Annotated in this window: 29 protein-coding genes and 1 pseudogene; 4 read left to right on the forward strand and 26 right to left on the reverse strand. The window is 31.1% G+C overall.

Annotated elements, in window-relative coordinates:
- Positions 1–80 precede the first annotated feature (80 nt).
- The 6 genes from NNH57_RS17595 to NNH57_RS17620 all read right to left on the reverse strand — a co-directional run bounded on the left by NNH57_RS17595 (position 81) and on the right by NNH57_RS17620 (position 4,132).
- Positions 81–734: a hypothetical protein gene (locus NNH57_RS17595; RefSeq protein WP_108808184.1), complete on the reverse strand. Its 654-nt coding sequence runs from the start codon at positions 732–734 to the stop codon at positions 81–83.
- A gap of 82 nt (positions 735–816) precedes the next feature.
- A complete protein-coding gene (locus NNH57_RS17600; RefSeq protein WP_074405810.1) occupies positions 817–1,422 on the reverse strand; it encodes a histidine phosphatase family protein in 606 nt (201 codons plus the stop codon).
- A gap of 328 nt (positions 1,423–1,750) precedes the next feature.
- Complete coding sequence (locus NNH57_RS17605; protein WP_159099248.1) at positions 1,751–2,413, reverse strand: pentapeptide repeat-containing protein; 663 nt, start codon at positions 2,411–2,413, stop codon at positions 1,751–1,753.
- Positions 2,414–2,753: 340 nt separating this feature from the next.
- Positions 2,754–3,461 carry a DUF4386 domain-containing protein gene (locus NNH57_RS17610; protein WP_108808183.1) on the reverse strand — a complete coding sequence of 236 codons (708 nt, stop codon included), beginning with the start codon at positions 3,459–3,461 and terminating at the stop codon, positions 2,754–2,756.
- A gap of 7 nt (positions 3,462–3,468) precedes the next feature.
- Positions 3,469–3,684, reverse strand: a complete 216-nt coding sequence (locus NNH57_RS17615) for a helix-turn-helix transcriptional regulator (protein WP_074405807.1) — start codon at positions 3,682–3,684, stop codon at positions 3,469–3,471.
- 1 nt (position 3,685) lies between these two features.
- Positions 3,686–4,132 carry a hypothetical protein gene (locus NNH57_RS17620; protein ID WP_074405806.1) on the reverse strand — a complete coding sequence of 149 codons (447 nt, stop codon included), beginning with the start codon at positions 4,130–4,132 and terminating at the stop codon, positions 3,686–3,688.
- Between the two features lie 321 nt (positions 4,133–4,453).
- Here NNH57_RS17620 and NNH57_RS17625 point away from each other — a divergent pair, with 321 nt between their 5' ends.
- A complete protein-coding gene (locus NNH57_RS17625; protein WP_132065898.1) occupies positions 4,454–5,122 on the forward strand; it encodes a hypothetical protein in 669 nt (222 codons plus the stop codon).
- A gap of 505 nt (positions 5,123–5,627) precedes the next feature.
- On the opposite strand, the gene NNH57_RS17630 is transcribed toward NNH57_RS17625, so the two are convergent.
- The 5 genes and pseudogenes from NNH57_RS17630 to NNH57_RS17650 form a co-directional block, all read right to left on the reverse strand.
- Positions 5,628–6,422: a hypothetical protein gene (locus tag NNH57_RS17630; RefSeq protein WP_108808180.1), complete on the reverse strand. Its 795-nt coding sequence runs from the start codon at positions 6,420–6,422 to the stop codon at positions 5,628–5,630.
- 108 nt (positions 6,423–6,530) lie between these two features.
- Positions 6,531–7,106, reverse strand: coding sequence for a DUF2971 domain-containing protein (locus NNH57_RS17635; RefSeq protein WP_108808179.1), 576 nt, complete (start codon positions 7,104–7,106; stop codon positions 6,531–6,533).
- A complete protein-coding gene (locus NNH57_RS17640; protein WP_108808178.1) occupies positions 7,103–7,600 on the reverse strand; it encodes a hypothetical protein in 498 nt (165 codons plus the stop codon). Before NNH57_RS17640 ends, NNH57_RS17635 begins: the two co-directional genes overlap by 4 nt.
- Positions 7,601–7,642: 42 nt before the next feature.
- Positions 7,643–10,391: pseudogene (locus NNH57_RS17645) on the reverse strand (TrlF family AAA-like ATPase).
- 95 nt (positions 10,392–10,486) lie between these two features.
- Entirely contained in the window at positions 10,487–11,983 is a 1,497-nt protein-coding gene (locus tag NNH57_RS17650) for a P-loop ATPase, Sll1717 family (RefSeq protein ID WP_108808176.1), read from the reverse strand.
- Between the two features lie 615 nt (positions 11,984–12,598).
- Between NNH57_RS17650 and NNH57_RS17655 the strand changes: the two genes are divergently transcribed.
- The gene (locus tag NNH57_RS17655) at positions 12,599–12,940 is read left to right on the forward strand and encodes a hypothetical protein (RefSeq protein WP_108808175.1); all 342 of its coding nucleotides are present in this window, start codon (positions 12,599–12,601) and stop codon (positions 12,938–12,940) included.
- A 126-nt stretch (positions 12,941–13,066) separates the two neighbouring features.
- On the opposite strand, the gene NNH57_RS17660 is transcribed toward NNH57_RS17655, so the two are convergent.
- The 13 genes from NNH57_RS17660 to NNH57_RS17720 all read right to left on the reverse strand — a co-directional run bounded on the left by NNH57_RS17660 (position 13,067) and on the right by NNH57_RS17720 (position 22,441).
- Positions 13,067–14,020 (reverse strand): hypothetical protein, encoded by a 954-nt coding sequence (locus tag NNH57_RS17660; RefSeq protein ID WP_132065900.1) that lies wholly within the window; start codon positions 14,018–14,020, stop codon positions 13,067–13,069.
- A 94-nt stretch (positions 14,021–14,114) separates the two neighbouring features.
- Positions 14,115–14,594: a hypothetical protein gene (locus NNH57_RS17665; RefSeq protein WP_108808173.1), complete on the reverse strand. Its 480-nt coding sequence runs from the start codon at positions 14,592–14,594 to the stop codon at positions 14,115–14,117.
- A 30-nt stretch (positions 14,595–14,624) separates the two neighbouring features.
- Positions 14,625–15,332, reverse strand: coding sequence for a suppressor of fused domain protein (locus NNH57_RS17670; protein ID WP_108808172.1), 708 nt, complete (start codon positions 15,330–15,332; stop codon positions 14,625–14,627).
- A 182-nt stretch (positions 15,333–15,514) separates the two neighbouring features.
- Positions 15,515–16,051 carry a DUF2199 domain-containing protein gene (locus NNH57_RS17675; RefSeq protein ID WP_108808171.1) on the reverse strand — a complete coding sequence of 179 codons (537 nt, stop codon included), beginning with the start codon at positions 16,049–16,051 and terminating at the stop codon, positions 15,515–15,517.
- A gap of 10 nt (positions 16,052–16,061) precedes the next feature.
- A complete protein-coding gene (locus NNH57_RS17680) occupies positions 16,062–16,355 on the reverse strand; it encodes a hypothetical protein (protein WP_108808170.1) in 294 nt (97 codons plus the stop codon).
- A gap of 235 nt (positions 16,356–16,590) precedes the next feature.
- On the reverse strand, positions 16,591–17,397 hold the full coding sequence (locus NNH57_RS17685) for a class I SAM-dependent methyltransferase (protein ID WP_108808169.1): 807 nt from the start codon (positions 17,395–17,397) through the stop codon (positions 16,591–16,593).
- 117 nt (positions 17,398–17,514) lie between these two features.
- Positions 17,515–18,201: a hypothetical protein gene (locus NNH57_RS17690; RefSeq protein ID WP_074405796.1), complete on the reverse strand. Its 687-nt coding sequence runs from the start codon at positions 18,199–18,201 to the stop codon at positions 17,515–17,517.
- Between the two features lie 81 nt (positions 18,202–18,282).
- Positions 18,283–19,014 (reverse strand): hypothetical protein, encoded by a 732-nt coding sequence (locus NNH57_RS17695; RefSeq protein WP_074405795.1) that lies wholly within the window; start codon positions 19,012–19,014, stop codon positions 18,283–18,285.
- A gap of 76 nt (positions 19,015–19,090) precedes the next feature.
- Positions 19,091–19,549 carry a hypothetical protein gene (locus tag NNH57_RS17700; RefSeq protein ID WP_074405794.1) on the reverse strand — a complete coding sequence of 153 codons (459 nt, stop codon included), beginning with the start codon at positions 19,547–19,549 and terminating at the stop codon, positions 19,091–19,093.
- A 139-nt stretch (positions 19,550–19,688) separates the two neighbouring features.
- The gene (locus NNH57_RS17705; RefSeq protein ID WP_108808168.1) at positions 19,689–20,741 is read right to left on the reverse strand and encodes an alpha/beta fold hydrolase; all 1,053 of its coding nucleotides are present in this window, start codon (positions 20,739–20,741) and stop codon (positions 19,689–19,691) included.
- Between the two features lie 262 nt (positions 20,742–21,003).
- Positions 21,004–21,495, reverse strand: a complete 492-nt coding sequence (locus NNH57_RS17710; RefSeq protein ID WP_074405792.1) for a hypothetical protein — start codon at positions 21,493–21,495, stop codon at positions 21,004–21,006.
- A 201-nt stretch (positions 21,496–21,696) separates the two neighbouring features.
- Entirely contained in the window at positions 21,697–22,212 is a 516-nt protein-coding gene (locus NNH57_RS17715; protein WP_074405791.1) for a GNAT family N-acetyltransferase, read from the reverse strand.
- Complete coding sequence (locus tag NNH57_RS17720; RefSeq protein WP_074405790.1) at positions 22,205–22,441, reverse strand: hypothetical protein; 237 nt, start codon at positions 22,439–22,441, stop codon at positions 22,205–22,207. The genes NNH57_RS17715 and NNH57_RS17720 overlap by 8 nt, the downstream gene beginning before the upstream one ends.
- A 166-nt stretch (positions 22,442–22,607) precedes the next feature.
- Here NNH57_RS17720 and NNH57_RS17725 point away from each other — a divergent pair, with 166 nt between their 5' ends.
- Together NNH57_RS17725 and NNH57_RS17730 are read left to right on the forward strand one after the other, a co-directional pair.
- Complete coding sequence (locus NNH57_RS17725; RefSeq protein WP_074405789.1) at positions 22,608–23,018, forward strand: Lrp/AsnC family transcriptional regulator; 411 nt, start codon at positions 22,608–22,610, stop codon at positions 23,016–23,018.
- Positions 23,019–23,427: 409 nt separating this feature from the next.
- A complete protein-coding gene (locus NNH57_RS17730; protein ID WP_132065902.1) occupies positions 23,428–24,042 on the forward strand; it encodes a hypothetical protein in 615 nt (204 codons plus the stop codon).
- 281 nt (positions 24,043–24,323) lie between these two features.
- On the opposite strand, the gene NNH57_RS17735 is transcribed toward NNH57_RS17730, so the two are convergent.
- Together NNH57_RS17735 and NNH57_RS17740 are read right to left on the reverse strand one after the other, a co-directional pair.
- Positions 24,324–25,142 carry a CPBP family intramembrane glutamic endopeptidase gene (locus NNH57_RS17735; RefSeq protein WP_108808167.1) on the reverse strand — a complete coding sequence of 273 codons (819 nt, stop codon included), beginning with the start codon at positions 25,140–25,142 and terminating at the stop codon, positions 24,324–24,326.
- Positions 25,143–25,194: 52 nt separating this feature from the next.
- A complete protein-coding gene (locus NNH57_RS17740) occupies positions 25,195–25,575 on the reverse strand; it encodes a hypothetical protein (RefSeq protein ID WP_234423382.1) in 381 nt (126 codons plus the stop codon).
- Between the last annotated feature and the right edge of the window lie 97 nt (positions 25,576–25,672).

Here is a 25,672-nt window from a genome sequence, read left to right on the forward strand (position 1 = left end):
TTTTAAAACATGTTATACAATGTCTAAAGAAAATTATGACACCAGTTGCTTTGATTTTACATATAATGTTTGCTATTTTTTTATTCAGGAATGGACTTTGAGTCTCCGCAAAGTTTCCACCATTCATCAAATTGGCCCAAGTTAGTTAAGGGTTCTTTAGATTCTTTGAATTCAATCATATCAATAATCATAGTGTAATCTTTCATTACGATTTCTGTTCTAATAGAAACTCTACCATTAGTAGCCTTCATTTTAGAGACAAAATCAAATGCTTGATGATTTAAATATAGTTTAGGGTCTATAAAGAATCCGTCAGTAACATATTCATGATAGGTAATGTTTGGATATTCTAGTACAATCAGTTCACATTCTACTCCATTTATATTGAAAGAACCCTTCTTTTTGTATGATTTGATTAAAGTGTCCCCAGTGTTAATAGAATAGTCCTGGCAAGAAATATTACTTTGTTTAAGATTATAACCTAAACAACTATTCCTTTCACTATCATAAGTATATATTAGTTTATTTTCTTCGGTGAAGGTTATTCCTTGATACATGTTATCATGAAAATAATAAACATCTCCTTTTGATTTGTTTTTGGCTATTGAATCAGCTTTGTATTTATCACTCTTATATGAATGCTTATGTTTTATCATTCCATTAAAATATTTGGAAGGTTGTCCAAACCCTAAAAAAGAAATCAAAAGAATAAAGAGTAAAGGTGTTCTTTTCATATTTTGTAATTATGGTTAACGATTAGTATATGAAGTGTAACAATAGAATGGGAGCTTTGATCTCATATATTGTTATGTGTATTTATCCATTTAAAAGCTTGATAATTCTACTTCTAAATATATTATCTTCTTCGAGTATTGAAATACTACCAGGATTAAGTCTGTAATTTATATAGCCCATCGATGAAATCTCAATTTTTTGAAAAGCTGCGATAAAAAAAGTCGCTGCAAATCCATGTGTTACAACTATTATATCTTTTTCTAATTTCATTACCTCATCAACAAATTGACATATTCGTTCTGCTACATTTCTTCTGGTTTCTGCTCCTTTACATATCCTATGGTCTAATCTGTTTCCATTGGGGCTTATAGGTATCATAATTTTATTATGTTCACTTTGTATCATTCCTCCATGGGTTCCAAAAGACATTTCTCTAAGTCTTTGATCGAGAATTAGTGATTTATTTGCCTCGTTTGCCAAAATCTGAGCCGTTTGGGCAGCTCTTTTTAGATCAGAACTGTAAATAGTTGAATTTTGAATATCAAAACCCAACTCTCTAATCTTACTTGACAACTGAGATGCTTGCTGTTTTCCTTTTACTGTTAGATCTGAGTCGAACCATCCGCCAACTCTTCCGTCTACAGAATGTGTGGCTTCACAGTGAGTAATCAGGCAAATTCGCTTCATTTTTGATTTATTTACAATTACACATAACGGTTTGTGTATAAAAAGTAGTAGGTTTTAAGTACTAATTTTTTATATAATAATTGATCTTAAAATTAATTGTACTTGTTCAAAGAATTTATTTTTATCATCATACGTTATAATAAATCAATAAAAATATAGCAAAATCAACTAAAAAATGTGTAAATATTACTAGACCAATTGATTTATTTACGCATTTTTATTTCTTATTCAATTTATAAAAATTTAGCGTCACCGTAAAAAGGAAATGACCTTTCGATCTAGCACTAAACTTTGTTCTGGTTTTATATATGATGTCACCCAGCGTTTTTTATTCAAAATATGTTCTATTATAAACTCTAGTACTTTCCTGTTTTGGTAAATTAGAGTTTTGAATTATTGCTCCGTCCATAATTTCAACTCCATTGAAGTTTGAGTTTGTCAGGTCACAGTTCTTGAATGTTGCAGGAAACTCTTTTTTTCCACTAAGCGTCGCTTCTTTTCTTCCGGAAAATCTAACATTAGTGAATTTACTTTCGAAAATACTGTTGTCGAACAAAGCTGATAAAATCCAAGCTGATCTGATGTCACATTTTAAAAATTTGCAGTTGATAAACTTTGAATGGCTTCCAAAACCAAAATACTTCCCTTTCAGTTTACAGGACTCAAAATTACAATCTTGATATAAGCAATCAACTCCCATAGTAGCATTTTGAAAATCAGCTTTGAAAAATGTACAATTAATAAATTGGCAATTCCAAAGCCTAATTTCTTTAAAGTTAGTACTGCTAAAATTGCATTCAGTAAATTTTACTTTGGTAAAGTTGCAATTTTCGAAGTTCGAATATTTGAAATCGGCATTTTTTATTTGAATTCGTTCGATATTTTTTCTGGAAGAGATATTACCGATAGGTAACCCTCTGAAATCCCAATCAGTATCATTATTAAATCCTTTTGATTTTTTTAATACACTAATTAGGTTCTCGTATTCCATCCATCTGTTTATTAAGTCTTTTTTGGAGGTCATTTACAAAATGTTGTACAACAATAGAATAAAAGGATATATGTCCTTTATATTCTATGTATAGTTATGTTTACTTGATAAATGTAATTATTAGTATTGAGTATAAAAAACCACCCTCGATTTCCTTGGTAAAATTAATCACTACTATTTTTTCGAGTTAAAAAAAATGAAACTGGCGTGCTGTATCATTGTGTATCAATTATTTATTAACTAATATCTATAGTGCATGATAAAGTAAAAAAACGCTTAAGGTGTTACTGATTTTTTACTATGCTATTGTATAATAATACTATTTTAAATAGTTTATACGCTATACTTTTTTGATTTGTTTTTCAGCTAATCCTTCGATTGTTTTATTTTTCACTAATAGCCATATCATCAATAGAATTTCACCGAATGACGTATAGTCAGATAGTGTTGCAATATTTAGGTGTGGATAGACAAATAAAAACAGAGAGTCTAGGATGTATCCTGCTCCAGCTATAAATAGCAGGATTCCTAGAAACTTCGAGATTCGAGTATTTAGTTTATAAATTAAGACCCCAAGTGGAAAAAGCCATAGCCCCCAAAAAATTACGGCAATATGAGCACCGTGATTATATATCTCAGAAAATAGTATGGTCAGGTTTTGGCTTTCTTCTATAGAGAAACCGTCTATGTTGTTGATGCATAACATAGCAAAATGATTCACCTCATTTAGTGTAGAAATTCCTGCACCAAATAGCATTAAAACTAACATAGATAAAGCCGTTGTTTTGTTGATATTTGATAATAATTTATATAGATAGATTACGAGTAGGATAGTAATGATGTTCATGCAAAGCATACTAATTATGCCGGCCCGAAACATAAATGGATTGCTATTCATGTTCGCAATTGTTTGTACTATATCTCCTTCAACCTTTATTTGTGGTAAGGCAAACATAAGCGCATAAAATCCTGTTATAGCCGTGAGTAAATAAGCTATCCCTGCAAACAAGGCATTCTTTTTTGGGGTATTGTTTTTGATATCGTTCATGTTCTGTTTATTTTGGGTTATATGTAAATACTTCTTCTAAAGGTTTGTTAAATACCAAAGCGATTTTGAATGCCAATTCAAGAGATGGTGAATACTTGCCTTTTTCTATAGCGGCAATGGTTTGCCTTGTCACATTTACTTGGTCTGCTAATTCTTGTTGTGTCATTTCATTGTTAAGAAAACGCAAGGTTCTAATGCTTGTATCTATATTACATTCTTTCATTTTAAATACCTTTTTTAGAGTAATAGTACATTGATACGTTTTGTACTGCGAATGCAGAGAAAAGAGAAAAGAAAAACAATTTAAACATTATGGATATAGAGATTCCCACAACAAGCATTATCATTGTTATAACAAATCCAAGCATAAAGGTCGTGCTAAAGTTACGAGATGCTTTTAATTTGATGATTTCTCCTAATTCATCGATGAGAAATTTTTCTTCCTTTTTTTTAGTAATTACTGTATTGAAAATACTGTAAAGCACATAAAGAGTTATTCTTGATGCTATCATTAAGGGTATGAGCATCAATATTGATACGCCCCAAAATGGTAATTCATCTATAGAGGCTGTATATTCTTTATGAAAATTTAAAAGGAGTATATAATACGTAAAAAAGGTTAAGGTGTCTATGGTTAAAAATACTAACGGTCTTTTTTCTTGAGTTGTCATAATTTTTATTTTATGTATACTATAGTTTACGCAAAGTAAGTTTATTTTTACATGATGTAAAATATTTTTAACATTAAATTGTGTAAAAAAATATAAAATGTTGATTTTTAAGAATGTATTGCGTACCAAAACCCCGATCGATTTGCATGGCAAAATTAATCACTGCTATTTTTCTCAGTTCCGAAAAATGAAACTGGCGTGCTGTATCATTGTATATCAATTATTTATTAACTACGATCTATTGCAATTTTTGTAAAACACGCAATAGATTTTAAAACATGTTATACGATGTCTAAAGAAAATTATGACACCAAGCTGGTCGTGCTAGAAGCATTACCACAAGAAGCGGTAAAATCACCAACCATTCCTGTTGATGTATTTATGCAAGAAGCCGAAAACTTATTTGTATGGGCAGAGGAGGATAAAAAAACGTTAATCGCCAAAGGACTGGATTGGCAGGCGTATGCCGAAGATTTACCTACCAGAACCGGGGCATGTAGATATGCCCAGGCCGTTTGGATGAAAGAGCGGTATAGCCAGGAAGAAGCGGCCAAAGCCTGGCGGGAAGAATCCCCCAGGGCGTACGAATTTAGAAACGACCTGTTGGCCGATTTGCGGTTTGCGTTTCGCAAACGGTTGGATTTGCTAGCTCGTGTACGTGCTATTGCAGATGGGGAGGGCGATGCCGATATGATCCAGGATTTGATGGATATTAGTGTATTGGGTAAAGCCAATATAGCAGAGCTCGAAAAAGCAAAGTATGATCTTGGCAACTTTGATATGGCAGCCCAACAATCGGATACCCTGGCAGAATTGCTGGCCAAAGCCAATGGGGCGACCTTAGATAATTCTAAAGCCAAAGAAATACGGGATCGTGCCTATACCCATCTTAAGGAAGCTATAGATGAGCTTCGCGAAACGGGTAAATATGCATTTAGAAAAGATCCCGAGCGTTATAAGGGATATATTAGCCGATATAAACGTAGATAATCTGTTGCTATTACTATCCCCCGCATAGGGTAGAGGTCTCCGCGCAGCGATGGAGGCTCACTTTGTTGCGGGGGTTTGTTGTATCTCTGCAGGGGAAGCAGCCGGTATGCCGATGGTCGATAAAAGTAATGCGGGGAAGAGGTACACTTATGCGGGGAAAGTATTTGGTATACCGATGGTCGATATAAATGATGCGCGGATGAGATACACCTATGCGGGGGAGCGTTGATTTGTTGTTTTGTTGAATACGTTTATGAATATCTGTCCATTATAGTACACTTTTGTGTAAACTTATTTTAAGACGAGACACACTATGGAACAGCAGGGGCTTGTTTTGTGTTTCGTTATGTTTCACGGATTACAAATCCGCGCTATCGGGGTTTATATCAAGAGTATTTTAATGCAACTTATATCTTGTTAGCTTACGTTTTTTATTATTAAATTATTTTATCGTTTAATTAGAATTAATAAAGTGTAATCTGTTTTCGTAAAGTCAGAAATTTGTTTAATCGAAAAAATCTCTGAATTGGTTGACTACCAATTCTGTATACCAAACTAAATATGGCATCAATTTTAGCACTTCATATTTTTTTCCATTTACAACAGTCATAGGCTTAGTCTTGAATTTAAAATCCCCTGATACCTCTTCCAAAGGGTGATTTGATAAATACTCCATTATTACACCCCCTTTTGTAATGTTGTCAATATAGATTTTAACATTTGGAGGACAATTTAAGCTTGCTTCTTCTTCTGTTCTAAATTTAATTTGACCTGATTGTTCAATTGAATCTGGAGGTAATTCAAATTCTAGCGGAATTCGATGCTTGTCTATATTACTGATAGAATTAAGCAAATATAAAGGATCGTCTTGTGGAGTTCCCTCAACATTATCATTTTCTCTTTGAAATGGTTGAATTAGTTTAAGCTTTTCAGAAACGGGTTGAGGTAATTGGCTTAAAAGTTGTTTGGTTTGGTTTATAAAATCTTGTTCTTTATGATAAATTGGAAATTTTAATTTTCCTGGTTTATCTGGAGGATTTTTTACTTTAAGAGCGAGTAGATATACGAGATTATCTAACAGGCTTCTTAAATTATGAATACAATCTCCAAAATCTAATTCCCATTTTTCAATTTCTACAAGTTTATGAGTGCTATCTACGATTATTTTAAATCCTTTTTTATCAGGTAAAAACTCACATTTACAATCAATGGTGTTGACAGAAGTCCATTTTTCAAAATCAACTAAAATACTTTTAATATGTTCAACTGCTCTTTTTAGTTTTGAGTCAATTTTTTTCATTCTTTTCTTAATGTTGATGGCCTTGTTTACGCAGTGTAGTGTGTAAAAAGATACTAATTTTTTGGATTAACACAAAACCTATATTAGCTATGTTTTTATGCGTATTTTCTACATAATCTCATCTGCTCTTATTATTTTAATATTCGGGTTTATCTTTTCAATTAATTCAGTTACCAAATTTATATCTCGCGTATTCATTTTCCGTCCAGTAATAATTTCGTGAACTGATATTTTCACATACCGTTCGTTCATTGTGAAAATTCGCTTTTCTTCTTCGTATGCCCAAACATCTAATTTATGGCAAAGTATTTGACGAGCAGTTTGGTGGTTGTAATCTTGGTCTCTAACATAAATGATTCCATTATATTGGACATTTTCGGCAATATAATTTTGGTCAGTAATTTTTACTCCAATCGCAACTCCTTTTTGCCCATTTGCATAGTGCGACCACATCAGTTCATTATTTCTGACTTTTGATAATGAGCAAATTCTTAATTCGCCTTTTTCATCCCTTATTTTTTCCTTAATTCTTTGATTTAATTCTCCGTGTCGATAATAATATTGACCTTCCATTGGGTCATTCAAATCTTTATATCGAGCAGCATAGAGTCTGTTCTTTAAAATTATATCAACAAAGTTTTTGAAATTATCTAAACCTCTGTATTTGTATAGTAGTTCGTTCATTTTTTTCCTTTACGGTTCAGCTTCAATTCCGCCTTTCGATGTTTATATTTCATTTTCACTAATTCTAATTGTGTCTCTAATATTTTTTCTAAATCAGATTCGCTTATTTCATTTGTGATTTCAAGTTTTGTTGTTTCATCTTTTGAAATTTGAAACGTTAAGACGGCTTTTGGAAGTTTATATTCTGGTTCTTGTCCAGAAACTAATTTTGCAGGTTTGCTATCTCTATACTTTTTCCAAATCTTTTTTATCGTTTTAGTGAAGTTAGTAGTTAGCTTTTCGGCAGCTCCTTTTGCTAATTCCTCTGTAACTTTTAAAGAAAAGTAGATGCCAAATAGAATAATAAAATCTTCAGGTTTTGTTCCAAGAGCATAGATTGGCATTTGCTCTTTTTTTTTCGGAATTTCTGTTTCAAAACCGAAAATCTTTAAATCCAAAAAATCATTTCGGTCTATTCCGTACAAATAATTTACTCTGATTTCTTTACTGTCCATTATTTTATTATTTATCTCTTGTTTAATAACCCAAGCACTTTTTTATATTCCGTATTTATTTTCTCTATTCAGAAACGCCTCTCTTCCACCTTCCAACTTTAACAGTTTTTCTCTGTTATCTACATTTTCAATTGTTGCAGATGTTTTGTTTGTGTAAACATCATTGTTTGGAATTTCTAAAATGTGAATTAAAGCAGAATCTCCGTTGATTACAAAATTTGGGTTGTGGCTAGCAAAAATAATTTGTCTGTCAAATTGTTTTTGTTTTACCAAACCAACTAAATAATCAGCAACAAGTTTATTGTCAAGATGAGCTTCTGGTTCATCAATTATTAAAGGCTTTACACCTGTCATTAATAGAGTAACAATAACTGCCGTACACCTTTGTCCAAAAGAACAAGATTCAAGTTCTCTATTACCATAAAAACCATTTATTTTTATGTATTTTGATAAATTATAGCGATGCTTTCTGATTAGGTTATTGTAAATCAAATAGTTTCCTTTACGATCAAAAATATCTATAATGATTTTTACATAATTGTTTTGTTTGCGAATGTTGTTTTCTTCAAGAGCATTATTTAGACGCTCTTTAAACCTCTTGTAATCAACCTTAAGTAGTTCAAGATCTGGTTCTATTAAAAAAAGAACTTCTTTAACTCTCACTTCAGAAGTTCCAGAAATATGATAATGGCTAAAAGTATTGTAAAACTCTCTGAAAAGTTTGTCTTTATATCCTGAATCATCAAATTCATATGTGAAATTAATATCAAGCACATTTTCATCGTTCACTTGAAGTTTACTATTTATTTGAGACAAGTTAGAAGCTATTAGAGTGCTATTCCTATCATACAAACTTTGAAGATTTTCAATAGTTTGTTCGTTTTCTCTATAGGTCGCTTTTAATCTGCTATCAAGTAATTCTATGTTTTCTAAATCAGATATTATTTTTGATAGATTTTCAGATGCTTTTTGGGAATCTTTGATAGTTTCTTCATTTGTGCCTTTTTCTTGAAAAAATGTACGAAGATTCCTTGTCTCAGTTTCTAATGCGACGTTGATTTCATCAATACGTTTTTTAATTATTTCAAACTCTTTTTGGACAATTTCAATACCTTCTTTATCTTTCTTTAATTCATCAATGCCAATAATGGTAGAAACAATTTCCTTAATTCTATTATCTACATCATTTAAGCTTTCAATTGGCTCATAGTTTTGAGATATTTTTCTTAAATCATCTAATAATAGTTTATAGTTCTTTTTGCTATTCTCAATTGAGTTTAACTCTTGCTTTAATTTTTTGATACTAGCAGTAATAGTTTTATATCTCTCGTCATTAATAGAATCGATTATTTTTTTTATCGTTTCTCTTTCTTTTGTTTTTTCTTTTTTGTCTCTTGAATTCTTGATTAATTTATTTAGGATATTTATATTCTCGCCTATTTTAGAAATGATATCCTCATAGTCGGATTCTATTCTAATAAATTCACTTTCAATTTCTTTTATCCGTTCTTCGAAAATTAATTTAGTTAATTCATTAGCTTCTGCAAGCCGTTCAATTTTTCCTTGACTTACAAACTCAATTTCATTGGTTCCAGTGATTTCAATGTAGTTATCTTCATCATTTTCAATGTCATAGTTAGAATTGTTGATTTTTAGATTAGACCGCTTGAAAAATTCAGTCTTTTCGTTAAGTTTCTCTGCTATTATATTAATTATTGTACTTTTTCCGGTTCCACGACCACCAATTATGCAAGTAAAATAGTCACTGAAATATATTGGTTGTTTTAGGTTTTTTAGGCAAAAGTCTTGTTGAGAATTTGAGTCTTTTCTTTGAATGTGAGTAACTGTTGGAAAATTGAATTTTACACTTTCAACTCTTCTAACAGGTTTTCGCGGTTCATTTTCTGAAATTCGAACTCTATATATTGGTTCAAATACTATTTGCTTGAGACCTTCAAAAGTCAAATCTGCTTTTATCCAAGTAATATCTTTTAAAATTTCAGTTTCACCATTCTTGGGATTTGTCCTAGTAACATATTTGCCAAGAAAACTATCTAAGTCATCAAATGAATGAGCATCGCAACCACAGATAACTGGTCTCGCTTTTGCAATCTCGTCTGTTTCGTATCTGTTAGTATTCAAACAATACTCTACATTTTGTCTACCACCAAAAAATGAATCGCAGATTTTATCAATCTCATCTGTTATCGCAAGCTTTCTTGGTGAGCTATTCACTGGGCGAAGTCCAGCATTATTTACTGCCGCTAAAACTAAATAAGGTCTGTCATTTCCAAAAACTTCTTTAAGACAACTTTGTAGTTCATTATGGTTCACTGTAGCACTTACAAACTGTTCTTGCTTTAAATTCTTACAGGAAACTCTTGAATTACCCGTTGAAGTGTGGTTTGTTTTTAGAATAGTAAGAAAATCATCTATTTGAGTTCTTTCTAATTCGTTTGAAAAAATTATATGAATGTTGACTTCTTCGGCTTCTTTGTTTACAGCAACTTCAAGTCTGAATTCAATGTTTGGAAAAAAAAACTTTTTTCGAATCAGGATAATGTTTTTTGAATTCATCTAAAAAAGTAAAATAGTTTTCACAAGAAAAGTAGTCAGTTATTCCACATGCTGTTACATCTGAATTTTCTATTTTGTCGCAATAAGTTTTCCAAATATCTTCTTTTCCAATTTTTCGAAAATGATCACTTAATTTGGTATAAGGTGTATGTAAGTGTAAATCCCATTTTCTCCAAATTGAACCTTTTTCAGATGTTAAATTTTTGTTACTCATAATCTATTTGTAGTATTTCGGTTCACAGTGGGCACAATGTTTTTGATATGGTACGCGTCATGAAAGGCATGTACTATACCTGTTGTTAGGTGTATTTATAATGTTGCAGAACCTTGTAAAATATTTAAATATGGTCTATACATAAAAGGCACTCTGAACTTAGGTGAAGAAATTGTTCCTCTCTGTTCAAAGAATCCAATCTTTTCTAATTCTTTAGCGATTTGTTCTGCGTCTGTAATTGCTACAGACCATTTTTTAGATAGAGTCTCCAATACGTGATCCGCCTTATCATCTCTTAATTTCTCGATATAATTTTTAAGCTTCGGAAATTCAGCATATATAGTTTGTTCCATTCTTTGTTTACTTACGTCCTCAATAGCTTCTTTCAATGACTGTCTGGAGATAAGCTGATCATTTTCAAGATTATTAATTCCAGTTTCTAGTTTTTTAAGTTCTATCACCCTAGCATGGGTGAAAAGTTGAATTAGCTCTCGAGGGGTGTTAATTCCTTTTCCATCTCTAGTTCGTGATAATGACCAATCTAAGGTTGTTGGTTTTTTTGACCCTAGATCAACTTGGGCAGGAAATAATTGATAAAACAAATTCTTTTGTGCTTCAATACTATCAAGTATTGCTTCTTTATCTAATTTGTACTCGTTTATTATCACCTCATTATCCAGTAGCCTCCTTATCAAAAGATTAAGTAGGGTGTCTTTAGACCAGCTAAGGTTTTGATATTTAGTTATATGACTAGCTTCTCTAAATCCTTCTGAGGTTATTTTTTGCCAAATGTCATCTCTTAAAAAAATCTTTATTTTAATTGATTTATATTGAGCTAGATCTAAATATGCCTTAAATAAAGCTCTAAGAGCATTAGCTTCTAATTCTTCACTTTCTAGAAAAGCAACATCAAGTCGGTCAATTATTATCCATAAATCAATGTTGTTTTTAGTTAAAGATTCTTCCAGTAAATCAAAAGCGTGTTCAATTGGTATAAGTCCTTTATCAAAATTACTTTTTGATGGTTCACCAAATGATAGAGAAAACTTTTGACCGGAATACATACCGGTCATTGAATCAAATTCTGCTGTTGTACTTACCTCTTTACCGTTTCTAAAAGATTTCATAAAATCATAGCACGCCTTTAAGAAACTAGCAAGCTTATTTTGAGCGGGAACAAGATTACAGTCTGTCAATATTTGACGAATTTTAGATGCAGACTTATCTGTAATATCGTAGTCTTCTAATACTCGAGAAGTAATTACTAAAAAGTACAGTTTCCAAAGTCTGACAAATTCTATTTCAGAAGTGGGAGGGTCGTTAATTAGATTTGAAAATGCAGTATTACCTTGTGGGTTTTCTGCCAGAGATACTAAAATAGACTCATCAAATAAGTTATCTATATCGTTAACCAAACTCATGTAAATAGCACTTTTCCCAGCACCTTTAGCTCCATATACTATATCATTTTTACCACTACGGACAGAGCGCCAAAAGTCTGTTTGAAAAAAATAGTCTTTTAGCTTATCTGCTTCTTGTTCTGCAATGCTTTCTCCAAATGATGTATTTTCTAACAATTCCTTTTTTGTCATTTTGTAATTATTATATCTAATAATGAAAATAAAAGATATACATCCTCTATATCCCGCGTATGGTTATTTTTAAATTTAATCTGATATCAAATTCTTATTGTGCTACAATATCAGTGATTCATTTATAAAATAATTGTGATAATCCACAATCACCATTTGTTTTTACCAAACAACCCCATACTTCAACTCTTAAGAATTGAAGTATGGGGTTGTGTTTACTTGATAAATGTACCTATTATTATTGAGTATTAAAAACTCCCTAGGGTGTTACTTATTTTTTAACATACTGTTGTTTAATCATACTATTTTTAAAATAGATAGTGATCTATTTGTATTATCTAAATAGTAATGTTACTAACGAGACGCTAGTGTGAGACTCTAAGTGATAGCTTCAATATTTTTTATACGAAGAATCGCATATATAGTTAGTGATCAATATAATAACTAATCAGTTGCATACAACCGATTGTTTGCAATCACTTATAAACAATCTATTACATATATCTTCACGCTATGAGAAAAAAGTAAAACATGAACGTCTTGAAATAATGATTTTTCACCAAAAAGAATTAAACAAATTATTATCTAAATCTAGAATGCAACAAAATAAAACAGATGAAAATAGATCCAGACACTCAGATTTTCCCGCAATTTAAGCTATCGACACATCAGGATTTGATCTTATATCTTATTAAGAACGAATTATTAGGTACCCGATTTATAAATCAATTAGGCACCATAGGTTTTGACACTTCTTTTTTTAGTGTAGAACTGGGTACAGCAATTTTATCATTAATGGGGTTTAAAAATCGAACCGATACTTTGTGGGAATGGTATCATGATACTGTAGATAGGTACGCAGCTAAGATTTGTCTAGAAGATCATGCCGCTACCAGAGCAGTTTCTTTTGATTTTTATATTGCATTACGAATCAAACTACATACCGAACAAGGGTAATACAAAAGCTACTATGAGTTCAATTTAGAAAGCTATACAATTGATTTAATTCTATCGGTTTATTGAGCTTTTATTAATGTTCTTCATGTTTTGGATTATCTAAAGAGTAATGCCAGTAGCGAGATGCTAGTGGGAGCGGGGCAATTTAATCGGCTGTATTCCTACAACTTTGTTATTATCGTTAAAAATCAATTTTATTATTTCATTTGGCGGATTAGAACTATCATCAGAATATTTATACTCAAGTAGCGTAAACATACTTCCGTTAAATCCAATCTGAACTCCACTATAAATCAATTCTGTTTGTTTTTCAAAATTGATATTGTCGATCAGTATATTAATTTGTTCGTCTGTTACTTTTTCAAGTATTAAATCCGATAAAAACTCTTTTAGTTTTGGTAAATCTTTTGATTTTAAAGCATTAAAAAAGTCGATTTTTACCTTTTCTAATTCAGCCAACTTTTTCCCATCCAGTTTCGGAATTTCTTTTTCCTTCGATTGATTTCTAATGTAAAGTCTTATTCTATGAACTGGATTAATAGTTGTTGTGCCTTTCTTTTCGTAATAATTAGAAACAGTAGCATACATTTCTATTTCAGTGTTGTTATTTAGTTTCCAAGTTGAACTTTCTACAAAAGTGTTTATAGAATCTAATCGACTGATATTCGAATAATTCTTTTTTACTTTGGGTTGTCCAAAATCTTTAGAAATATCTTTTTTAAGTCCTTTATATTTTGCGATTAAGGCTTTTTGAAATTTCTCTGATTTTTGGTTGTTGTCTTGTTTCTCAAAATTTGACACGTCCCATTCGTAAAGAACATATGACATTGTTGAATCCGCTTTTTTGAAAAAGTAGAAAGCAGTCAAGTCAGGAATTTTTTTTTCTTTTCTTAAATATTTTATTGGTTGTGCATTTCCACCGAAAGAAACGTGATTTGAAGTTGTTGGGATTTTTTTACTTCCTAAATTTTCCTCCATTTTAAAATATTCGGTGAGCGAAGTATTGTGAATATCAAAATTAAACTCCTGTCCGAAAATAGAAGTTGAGATAAATAAAAATCCGAGAATTATGTTTTTCATTTGATTTTGGTTCATATTGTGTACAGCGCTGCGCGTATCAATCGTTGTGGTTTTTACTACTATGAATTATACACCTTGTAAGGAATAGGTTTTTTTATATTGCGTCATATTTATTTCCAACAAACTTTAATTTCTTAATGCAATCATTCAAACAGTCAGCAAATCGTGTCCTCCAAATTATTAATTCGGTGAAAGAACCATTCCGTTGAACAATTCTATAATTTCCTATTCGAAAAGTCATTTTAAATCGAAGTAACATTATTTTAATTTTAGATCCTCCTTCAATGATTTTTTCTCCATTAATAAACTCCATATAATCAAATCTATCAATGTCTTGTGCCAAAATTTTAGTGATTAAGTTTTTGTCAATAGAGTAGATATATTTTGTTGTCACAATAATTTTTCTTGACCTTTTGAGTTTGATTAAAAGGACTTCTAATTCGTTAGTATCTAAGACTATATTTTCTTTAAATTGATTATTTGGATTGTCAAAAAACATTACTCCTCTACTATTCCGATAGTACTTTACCTTTTTTAGAATTTGATTCCTTATGTCTTCTTTTTTCTTTTTCAATGACTAGTTTTCTAAAAATCGTCCAACTTCCTATTTTAAAAATTTACTGATAAAGGATTCTTTTTTTATCAAGTTTTTTCTTTTAGGATTTAATATCTCTTTCGAATCAGCTTCTATTATTTTGTCTAATAAGGCATTGTAGCCATTATTAATTTTATACTCAACTTCATTTTTATAAAGAGGAAAAAAACTGTAAATATTTATAATCCTTCCGTCCTTTTTAATTTTTGTAAAATTTTCGTCAAAAGTTACTGAAGGTAAAATTACACCACCCACAAATTCCGTATCACTTCTATAGGGTTCAAAGTCGGCGTCGGAAACTATGGAATGTCCAATTCCTATCCAGCTGTCTTCCTGATGAGGGAATTTAGCAGTTCGCTTTAACATTGAAATTATATAATCATTTTTTTTGTCACCGGTATAAACATCTTCAAATTCAATTCCTTTTGGAATTAACATCATCATTTCAGCAAATCTTAGATCTTTTAGGTTTTCGGCTTCTTGAGGGATTTTCATTTCTAAAGAACTCATTCCTGATGTAATCAAAATATCGAACTTAGAAGACTTTACTTTTATTAAATATACGTGTACTTTAAAGTCAAACGCCATTATTTCGTGAAAAACTCTTACCTCAGAATCTGGAAAATGCTTTTCAATATGCTCATTCACCCATTCATAATGTTCGTCAAAATAATCTCTATTTTGGAAATGATCAATTATGCTTTTTATTCCGTCCATTTTATTTTCGGCTTATTGCTAACGTTTAATTATGTGTCGTAGCAGAGCAAAATGTTACCCTGCTTTTCAATTTTTTCTATACATTGTCTGCTCTAATTTTTGTTTCCTACTAACATTACACCATACCAAAATAAACTAACCAATTGATTGATCATTTAGCAGTTATGATCACATATATGGTGTTAGGCAATGTTTTTTATCATTGTGGTTATCCTATTTTCAGCTTCACTTTTTGAAATCCCGTTATAATAATCTCTAACAAAAGGATGGTCAAAATCTTCGTGTGGAAAAATTTCAGGTCTGTCATTTCCGATTTTTGTCATTACATCGCAAGGAATAGAAGACATATCTTCATATTCAGAGATATTACTACATAACCAACCAAAAAATCCAGTTTCGTATTTCGGATTGTTGAAATTTTCTTTATAGTCCGAATAACTTTTTTCACTTAAGGAAACCCAAAGTCCATATTCCAGAGTTTCGCAAGCGTCATTTATTTTTTGAGTAAGTGTTACTCTTATAAATCGGTCAATTTGGTCTTCGTAACGAATTTCGCAAAAGTCAGTATCCAATTTTCCGATTTCAGACTTTTCAATGTCAGTAAGATTGTGATAATTAGCGGGTGAATTAAAAGCCAGCGCTGGCCATTCCGAATGAACTTGTCCGCATTCAGAGCATTTAAATTTTGGTGATTTATTTTTCTTTCTTTTCCAGAACATTTAGTCTTACTTAAGCATCAAATTCAACATAATGAATTAATCGGTTACATTTTTTTTCAAGAGTAGGGTATTGTGATGATACATCTTGCATAAATTCTTTTACCAAGAAAACTTCCATAAAATATTCAAATCCAGGACATTTCTTTTCGGTTACTTCAAAAGTTTTCCATTCTAACTCTTCTTCTGTTAATTTGAGTATTGTAACTTCTGATTCACAAGAAAACTGGTTATCAATTCTTTTTACATAAAGAACTGATTCTTCATCAATTTCCTGAATTTTTGTTAAGACTTCTACTAGTTTCATCAAATGTTGAGTAACAATAGAATAAAGGATATATGTCCTTTATATTCTATGTATGGTTATGTTTACTTGATAAATGTAACTATTAGTATTGAGGATAAAAAACTCCCTAAGACGTTCTTGTTTTTAATATGCTGTTATATAATCATACTATTTTAAAAATATATAGTGATGGTTAGCTATTTGGATTATCTAATATAGTAATGCCACTAGCGAGAGTGGAGAAAGCAGAGGTTTATCATTTTCTCAATACATAATGATAATAAACCACCTTACCATTACTCAATTCCTTATGGATGTTCGAACCCTTAACTCCTGCAAAATCATTCAGCGGTTTTTTTAACCAGCCTTTTACCATATTTTGAAAGAATGCTAACTTGAATTCGTGAAAAGCATCCATTGCATTAACCACTTCTTTAGAGATCAATTCCTTTTTGAGGACTTCAAATCCCGCATCATTGAAAATCGTATCAAGTTCTTCGATCTTTTCTGAGGGACGTAGGTCGGCAAACAAAAAATACCCGCCAGGACGAAGCACTCTGTTGACTTGCTTCACAAACTTTTTCATAGACCCATAGCAATGTGATGATTCTACATTCACAATTGCATCTGCACTTTCATTCCCCAATGGTAGGTTTTCTGCATCACCATGAATAAAGGTTAACCCTTCTACCGAATGATGTGTATTGCTAAATTTGATTGCGTTTTTAGAGTAATCAATTCCAACCATCGTCTTTGGTTTAAGATATCGTTTAATGTACGACGAACCTCCTCCGCGGCCACTACCAACTTCTACTACGTCTTTATCTGCAAGGTCTACAGCTGTTGCCACATAGTGGTATAACTGAATCATATACCGGTCGTTCTCTTCCTCCTCATTTAGTGGGATTGCAATAGGTTCATTGCAAGATTCATATCCGTAGTTCATATAAGTCCATTCTGCTGTTGGATACTTCTTTGACAAATACTCATATAGCTTTTTCCAGACCGCTCGCTTCAGTCGTGGAGAAATTTTAAGAAAGAAAGCAAAAATATTGGTAAGCATAGATTAGCAATAAGTGTTAACAATATATTGAAATAGAACGTACTAAACTAGAAATATTTTTATATCAAGGTAGCTGCAAAAAGGGTTATCCATTATGTTAGATTAAGTACAATGTTTCTATTTTTCCATTTCAGCTTGTAATTCCAACATTTTTTTGTCCGTCATTGTAGCTGTTTTTGACATTCCGTTTATTATTTCAAATGTCAAAGTCAAAGCAATGGATGGATCTAATGCCATTTTGGTTTCTATTAGAACACGGCAAATAGCATTTATTACTATTCGTAATGTTTTTTCTTCGTTTTCAAGATTAATATTTTCATCAACGTATTTTCTCGTTTCATACCCAGCTCGTAAAGGCAATATAAATGGCTTATTTTCATCAGGTACACTTATGGTAATATTTCCCCATTCAGATTCTCCAACATTTTTTGCGTAAGTTTCAAAGATTCCACTTAATGCAGGGAAAGGGTTCTTGCTAAAATGAGAATCTATTTTTCTTTTGATTCTTGCAAAAACACATTCTTCTGGTAAGTCATTCCAATTTTCTACAGATGTAGGACCAACAAGAATTTCATTAATTTTTTCAGAAAATATAACTGAACCTGGTTCAAAATCATGCTCATCGATAGAAAATTCGTTACCTATTTTAATACACCTTTCGGCTACAATTGTTGCCATAACACAAAGAGCATCTTCAACTCGAACACCTTTTTCGGTTTGAACACTGTTATAAACATAATTCACTAGACTTTTAGTCAGTTTTTCAACTGATGGCTTAGAGTTTAAAAAGTCAAAAATTCCCATAGTCTTGTTTTAATATTGCCTAACGTTTCTTGTATGATGCGTTTGCCTGCTGAAGGCGCGGCATATGGAATATACAAATTGTTATACTTTGTTATTTTTTACCAACCATTGTTTGAAATAAAGATTTTCTATTTCTTTTCTTTTCTTCTGATTTAGTATTTCAATTGCTTTTGATTCCGTTGATAGGTCAATTAAATACCAGATTTTTTCATCTTTTTCATCGAATTCCTTATCTCCATTTGAATCTCGTAAAGTTCTGAAAATTATTTTGTCTGTGTTGGGTACGATTTCATATTCCATCAAATTTTCGTTGATAGGACTAAGTCTTGAAAACTTATTTCCATCAATATCAGAGATAAAAAGTTGTTCAGGGTCAACATAAGTCAATTTTTTGTCCTTATTATAATCAGTATCTCCAGCTTTATATAAGACGCTTTTTTTGAGTATTGGTCCAACATTTTTAAAGTTGGTAGTAAAGTCCGAAATTCTTGTTTTTTTCTGGGTGAGTAATTTGGTTTTTCCTCCCTTTATATCGTAAAACATTAAATTCCAATAGTTAGGATAACTGTCTGCATGATATGATTTCTTGCTATATCTACTTCCTCCACGAGTGTTTTGAGTCGAAATTGGAAGGATAACTTTTTCCAGACTATCAATGAAAACAACTCTTGAATACTCAAAATTGTATTCATCTATAATAGAATCAATTTGCTTCTGATTTAGATTTTCATCTTCTATTATTTGAATTCTATCTTGTCTTTTATTGCAAGATAGAATCGTTAGTATGACTATAATAATTGATATTGATTTCATATATAATGTTAGCAAGTGTTTATTTTATTTCCAAAGTTTCCACTTCGACTTTTTCTTTTTAGAGCTTTCTTTGTCACTATTCTTCTTCTTTTGATTTTTTAGCGAAATAAGAATCATCAAATATTTCTCCTCCGTCACCCATTACTATCGCATCTAACTCCTTTGCTATTGCTAGCATTTTAAATATGATTTCATCATTAGGATCACTAACAGTTATATTTCCCCTTCCATACAAGAATGTTACTTCTTCAGACTGATAAAGATAATATGTTAAGTTATCAGCTTTATAGATGAATTTCTTTCCTGTTTGTGGATTAGTAACTTCAATATCCCCATTTATTATTTTTATTTCAGGGTCATTTTTGGCGTAATTTAACCATTCATCTTTACTAATGGGTTTTTTTTCTTCTGGTCTTGTTATATAGACAGAATATCCCATAATCTCAAAATTTGATTGATTTTTTTGAATTTCATTTTTCTGATTTGCCTCAGGATTTATAAAACTCAAAAATATTATAAGTAGTAAATTTTTCATTTTTTAATATTTGTTAACGTCTCGTATAAGAAATTTAGGGCAGGTGACAAACGATACATTTCGAATTAGGACTAAGCAAAATATTTATATTTTGCGACTTTGCAAATAATTACAGATCATCTGATTTAGTACAAAGCCCCTATGTTTTCTTATATATTGTTGTATGTCGTTTATTCTCTATTTCCTTTACTAACTTCAATATTTCTTTGTTAATAATATTAGCATTCTCTTTTTTTGTGAAAATGGTTTGATGATTACCATCAATTAGGAATTGTTTGCCGTTAGTTGATAATTCAGTAAACTCTTTTTGTGCTGCTATTACCTCATTCAAAAATTTATCTGGGTCAAGTCCATTTTCGCGATATACTTCTTTGTCAATCTCAACCGCTGTAAAAACTCTAATGGGTAGTGAGTCAAAGTGTTTGGTTTCTCCAGCTCTCCTTAATGTGGAATGATAGTGTTCTATTTCATCTTTATATGCTCTTGTACGTTTCCCATTAAGTGCAAAATCTCTTGTCCTTTCGTTGATTCTATTTGGTAAGCCATCACTAGCTAATAATGGATTAGCTGAAAAACTTTCGAAGAGTCCGATAATTCCTAAATCCGAAAAAAATGCCACTGTATTTAAAAGGAAAAGTGTAGATTTAAATCTAAATGAAGATTTAGGGGCGGCGTTTAATCTTTCAACTTGTTCGGGATGAGTAGCGTCTATAAAAATTAAAGCTTCAACTTCATTTGGATATAATTCTGTAAAAACACGAATATAAGGACCTCCCATTGAATGTCCAGCTAGAATGTAAGGTGGTTTTTCTCCTGCTTCTTCAAGTAGTTGGTGCAGTTCTTTTGAAATTCTTTCTGCGCTTCGTGGCTCGTTACTTAACTCGCTATATCCATTTCCTGCACGGTCATACCTAATAACTCTCAAGCTATCTTTGAGTCCTTCGCTTAACCAATAATAATATTCTGTTGAAGCACTTGCACCGCCTTCAATAATAACAGTAGGCTTGTCATTCTTCATTCCAGAAGTATTTATATGTAGTTTAATTCCATTAACATCAACAAGTTTTCCATCTGGTTTATTTGGTTTAGGACCAAACGAACGAAACCCTAAGCCAGCTACAATAATTACGGCTAATAGTATTCCAATAATTTGAAAAAACCTTTTAAAAATTTTCTTTATCTTTTTAATCATTTATGGTCGATAATAATGATATACAACAATAGTATAAAGGATATATGTCCTTTATATTCTATGTATGGTTATGTTTACTTGATAAATGTAATTATTAGTATTGAGGATAAAAAACCTCTTAAGGTGTTACTTATTATTTAATATGCTATTGTTTAATCATACTATTTAAAAACAGATAGTAATGGGTGTCTATTTAGATTATCTAAACAGTAATGCCTCTAGCGAGAGCGGGGTTTTGATAAACATTATGGACAATTGACTTTTAGTCCAAAATGTCCTTTTTTTCAATATGATACATTTTTAATAAATCAACAAATCCGTTTTTTATTTTATTCACTTCAGACTGCGGTGTATCTTTTTCTAGAAAAATTGTTATACTAGATGCGGTTTCCCCATTGAAATGTTCTTCAGTTTTTATGTTAATCTTTTTAGTCTCAATAGAATTATTGGGAAAAAATATTTGAATGTATTTACTTTCAGCTTTTTGCTTGACTGTTATTTCTGAATACTCTTTTGCGGTCAAATAATATGCTGTTGAACAAAGTTTAAAAGCAGTACAGAATTGTATGAATTTAATCGTTTTGTTATGATTAATGTCAACCTCCTCAAGTAAATAGTTGTAATTTTTTTCGCTATCATAAAGCTTATGTATATCTATTTTTTCACCCAAAGATAGAAGCGCTTCTGTTTTAGTTTGACTTGAACATTTTGTGTAGATAGATAATAAAAATAATACAACAAATAAATTTTTCATGATGTAGATAATGTTTTTTGAGTTATGGTTTACAACGTGTTTGTGTATGTTTAGTTGCGCTTAGCAACTAAGATAGCAAAAGGGGACAAGTATGAGTGAAATTCGGAGAATTTTTCGATTGGCACAGAGATACTCTAGCAATTAACACGGTGTTGGCATTGGTTTTTCTTTTATTCCTAGATTTTTAATAGTCTTGCATACTTATATTTTTTTTGAGAAAACAATATTTTCATATGCTTTTCCATTGACTATAAAATTTAACTCTCCAACGTTTTTAAATTCATTTCTTTCATAGAATCTAATGGCTCTATTATTTTTTATGTAAACGGTGAGCCACATGGTATCTAATTGCAGTTTTTTGACTTGCTCTTCAACAAAAGTTAGTAACGGTTGTCCAATTTTTAAGGGTATAAAATCATTTAGGATGAAAATTCGTTCTAATTGACAACTGTTTTGTGATGTAATATTTTCGTTTGACGCATTTACTACTAATTTCGCATAACCGACAGGTAAATCATCTGCATAAATAATATAGAAAAGTTGCTTGGGATTGTTTATATTCTGTTTCGTTTTAAAAACTGAAAAATTCTCGTTAAGGTATTTTAATACATCGCTTTTATCTTCGATATAATGACCATGAGATTCAGCCCATGTTAGTCGACCTAGAAGTGCTAAAACATCTGTATCTGCTTTTGTAGCTATTTTTATTTTAATCATTACTATTCTTATTTATTCGTAATCTTCTTATATGATAACCATGAAGCAATACAGCAATTGTGCAGCCTACAATTATTGGTGTAGCGCTAATTAGTGCACCATATAAAATGTAACCTGTATTCGCGATTAGTGATATTAAACGTAGTTTATATTCGCCTTTGGTGGACATAGAATATAAATTGATCACTAGAGCTGTATAGCCAATACTATCAATTAAAAATGGACTCATGTTTTATCTTTTTCTGTTTGATTAATTTATATTGGAAACTATCCTGTTTAAACAGTGTAACACAAATATAGAATGCATTATCTTATTTTTGGTTTATAATCGAATTAATAATTGTATATTTAAGTTCGATACTGTCGAATAAATAGTAATAAAATTATGATTATAAATGGATACATTAGATAAAAAGATACTTGAAATGCTAAAAATTAATGCTAGAGAAAGCTTCGCTAATATTGGAAAAGAAATAGGGTTGTCTGCTCCTGCCATAGGCAAGCGTGTTCGGCAAATGGAAGAAGAAGGCATAATCGAAGGCTATGGTCTAAAATTGAATCATGAAAAATTGGGGATTGAGACTAAAGCATATATAACATTAGTAATACACCGAGAATCAAGAGGATCAAATGATGTTCAAAAACAAATACAAGCAATGGAAGAAGTGCAAAGTTGTGATAGAATTACTGGTGATGATTGCTTATGCGTTTTAGGTTATTTTAGAAACAATAAGCATCTTATTTCCTTTCTTGAAAAAATCGCAGAGTATGGTGCTTCAAAAACGAGCATTATTTTAGAAGCGTAATTTATTTCCTTGAAAGGTTCTATAAACAGACAAATTCTGTCATTTATTTATCTGTAAGAGATAATATTACTGCCAACGTCTTTGTATAAGATTAGTTGCGTGGTTTAGCAACTAATTTACCAAAAATGGAACGAACCAGAGGAAATTCCGCAGGAATTTCCAAGTAGGCAAGCACCAAGCAATTAATTTTATATATTGTTATGTGCTGGATTCTATTTTAATTTGATGACCTTTTGTTAATTTTTCAAGAATATTTTTAGGTGTTTTTAATAACTCTGGATTTTTTTCTAAAAGTATAGTTTCAGTGATTGTTAATGTTTTAACCATAATATTTGGAATGCCATTTTTGGTAACTTTTACTATTAATATTGAGTCTAATTTTATAATTTTTAAAAAAAATATATCAGAAATGAAAAAATTACTTTCACTATTTTTATTCTTTGTTTTGTTTTCTTGTTCGGAAAGCGACGTACAGCAATTTGAGTCTGGACAGTTTGGGCAGCAAGATATTGTAACAGATGCAAGTGGAAGAGAATATCCTTTTTTGGATCCAAATGTGATATCATACTGTGGTCCGGGTTGGGGAAGAAAGTTTTGTCGATTTTTATCTAAATATGATGGGACAATCTGGACAGATGCAGAAAATTATTATAGCGACTTTTCAGATATAAAATTTTCAAACTTTTCAGACAATGAATATTTTATATCCTTCTTTAATCTTGATAGTATTGCTTCATATTGTGAAGGATGGAAAATAGGTGAAACAACTTACGATGGAATAAAATGGAATATAAAAATCAAAAAAGATCAGGAGGATGTTTTGTGGTTTGCATATGATTATTATGGGTCTAGTGAAGAAAGGGAATATACTATAACTTATAAATATGAAGTAATTGATGGTTTACTTCATTTTTCAAGTACTGAAGGTCAAACGTTTATTTTCAGTCCTTCTGAAAGAAATTATTCAGAAGATTTTCTTGACACAGGCGACATAATTAGATTAAAAGGATGTATGTTTTACTAATTTTGCCCACTGTAATGGCTCATCATCTTGATGAGACACAGTTTGGACTTTAGGTATTATGTAAGGTAATAGTTTAATAAGTAGTTTATGATATTAGAATTGCCAAATTCGGTATTTCTTTTGTTTCCCATTTTCTCTTGCACATAACGGTTTCGGCTATGATTTTGTTGTGGAATCATCCGCAGGATTATTCCGCTTAGAAATCAGCCATTGATTTATACTTTTATTTTGGTGTGGCACAAAACCACAATGAATTATAGCCGTTGTTAGCCTTTGTTGTTTTATGTATACGGTGTTCCTATTACGTGAAAAACTAAATCAAATACAATATGTGACAATATCGCAACTAATAATCCTCGTTTCCAAAATATCCAGCCAAATGTTGAACCTGTTATTAAATTCCCAATTATTGTTACACTAATCGTGAATGGTGTTAGCTCTACAAAATTCTTTGATAGTGGAAGATGGATAAGTCCAAAAAATAATGCTGAAATTAATATGCCCGACCAGACTAATCTATTTGATGGATTTTCGGTCTTTTTAAAAAATTGGACTGCAGCTATTATTAACGACATTAATCCTAATCTAAACATTATCTCTTCAGTTATTCCAGCAGAAAATGAAACAAGCAGATAAAATGGTTTGGATGGACGTGATATTTTATGTGAAACTGGATATAATTCCTTTTGAATTTCAAACAACCCTAAAAGAAATAAAGCAATTACTGCTGCCAAAAGAACACTTGACAGAACGGCATCTCTCTTAATAATACCATTAACTGGTTTTTTAGAAAAAATCCTTGAAATAACTGGTGCTCCCATATTAGCATTTGAAGAAACCCATAAGCCGATAAAAACTAATACAGCCCCTAAAATTAAACTACTAATTCCGATTGTGGTCAAGTCAGAATAAAACGATTCATTCATGTTGATGCCTGTCTTGCCTGCTTCTATGTTTAATCTTTTGACTTCTCTACTAAATGGTATATTTATGACCGAACCAAAAATGAACAGAATGATTACTGTTAATGAAGTCTGCCAACGGTATTCTTTCTTTTCTTCTTTGTCTTGTACGATTGATGATTTAAATAATTTTTTCAATTGATGATTCTTAGCATTTGTTTTTCTTTCAGTTTTTATAAAATATTTCGATTTATTCTGGTTTTGAATATTCGATTAATTCCTCTACGTATAAAAAGTCACCTTGATTCTGAGTGAGTTTTATGAAGTTTTTTATAGCAGGCGCATACAACCAAATTTCCTTTTCATCAGCGCTATAACCTCTAGAGTTTGTGGTTTTACCTGTATATTCAATCGTATAAGCCATAAATGTTCCAGCTTCTACTGTTTCTTCTTGGTATGATAGTATTTCAGCATCTTGACTTTGGTTTCCCGTTGTTCCATCTTGACTTGTCCAATTGTTTTCATATTTCCACTTTTTGCCCACTTCCAGAGGCCAGTCATACCTAGGTGTTTCGCTTTTTTCTGGTTTAACAATGTCAGTAACGGGAATGTTGTCCTTTCCGATTGTCATACCTAAAACTCCATCAGTATTGACTATTTCTCTAGTATCTTTTCCATCTGAGCGTACTTCTCCTTCCGTTGTTACACCTTTAAATTTCCAGACCCAT

Origin of the sequence: Aquimarina spinulae, from assembly GCF_943373825.1 — a bacterium.
In the GTDB taxonomy this organism is placed as follows: Bacteria; Bacteroidota; Bacteroidia; order Flavobacteriales; family Flavobacteriaceae; genus Aquimarina; species Aquimarina spinulae.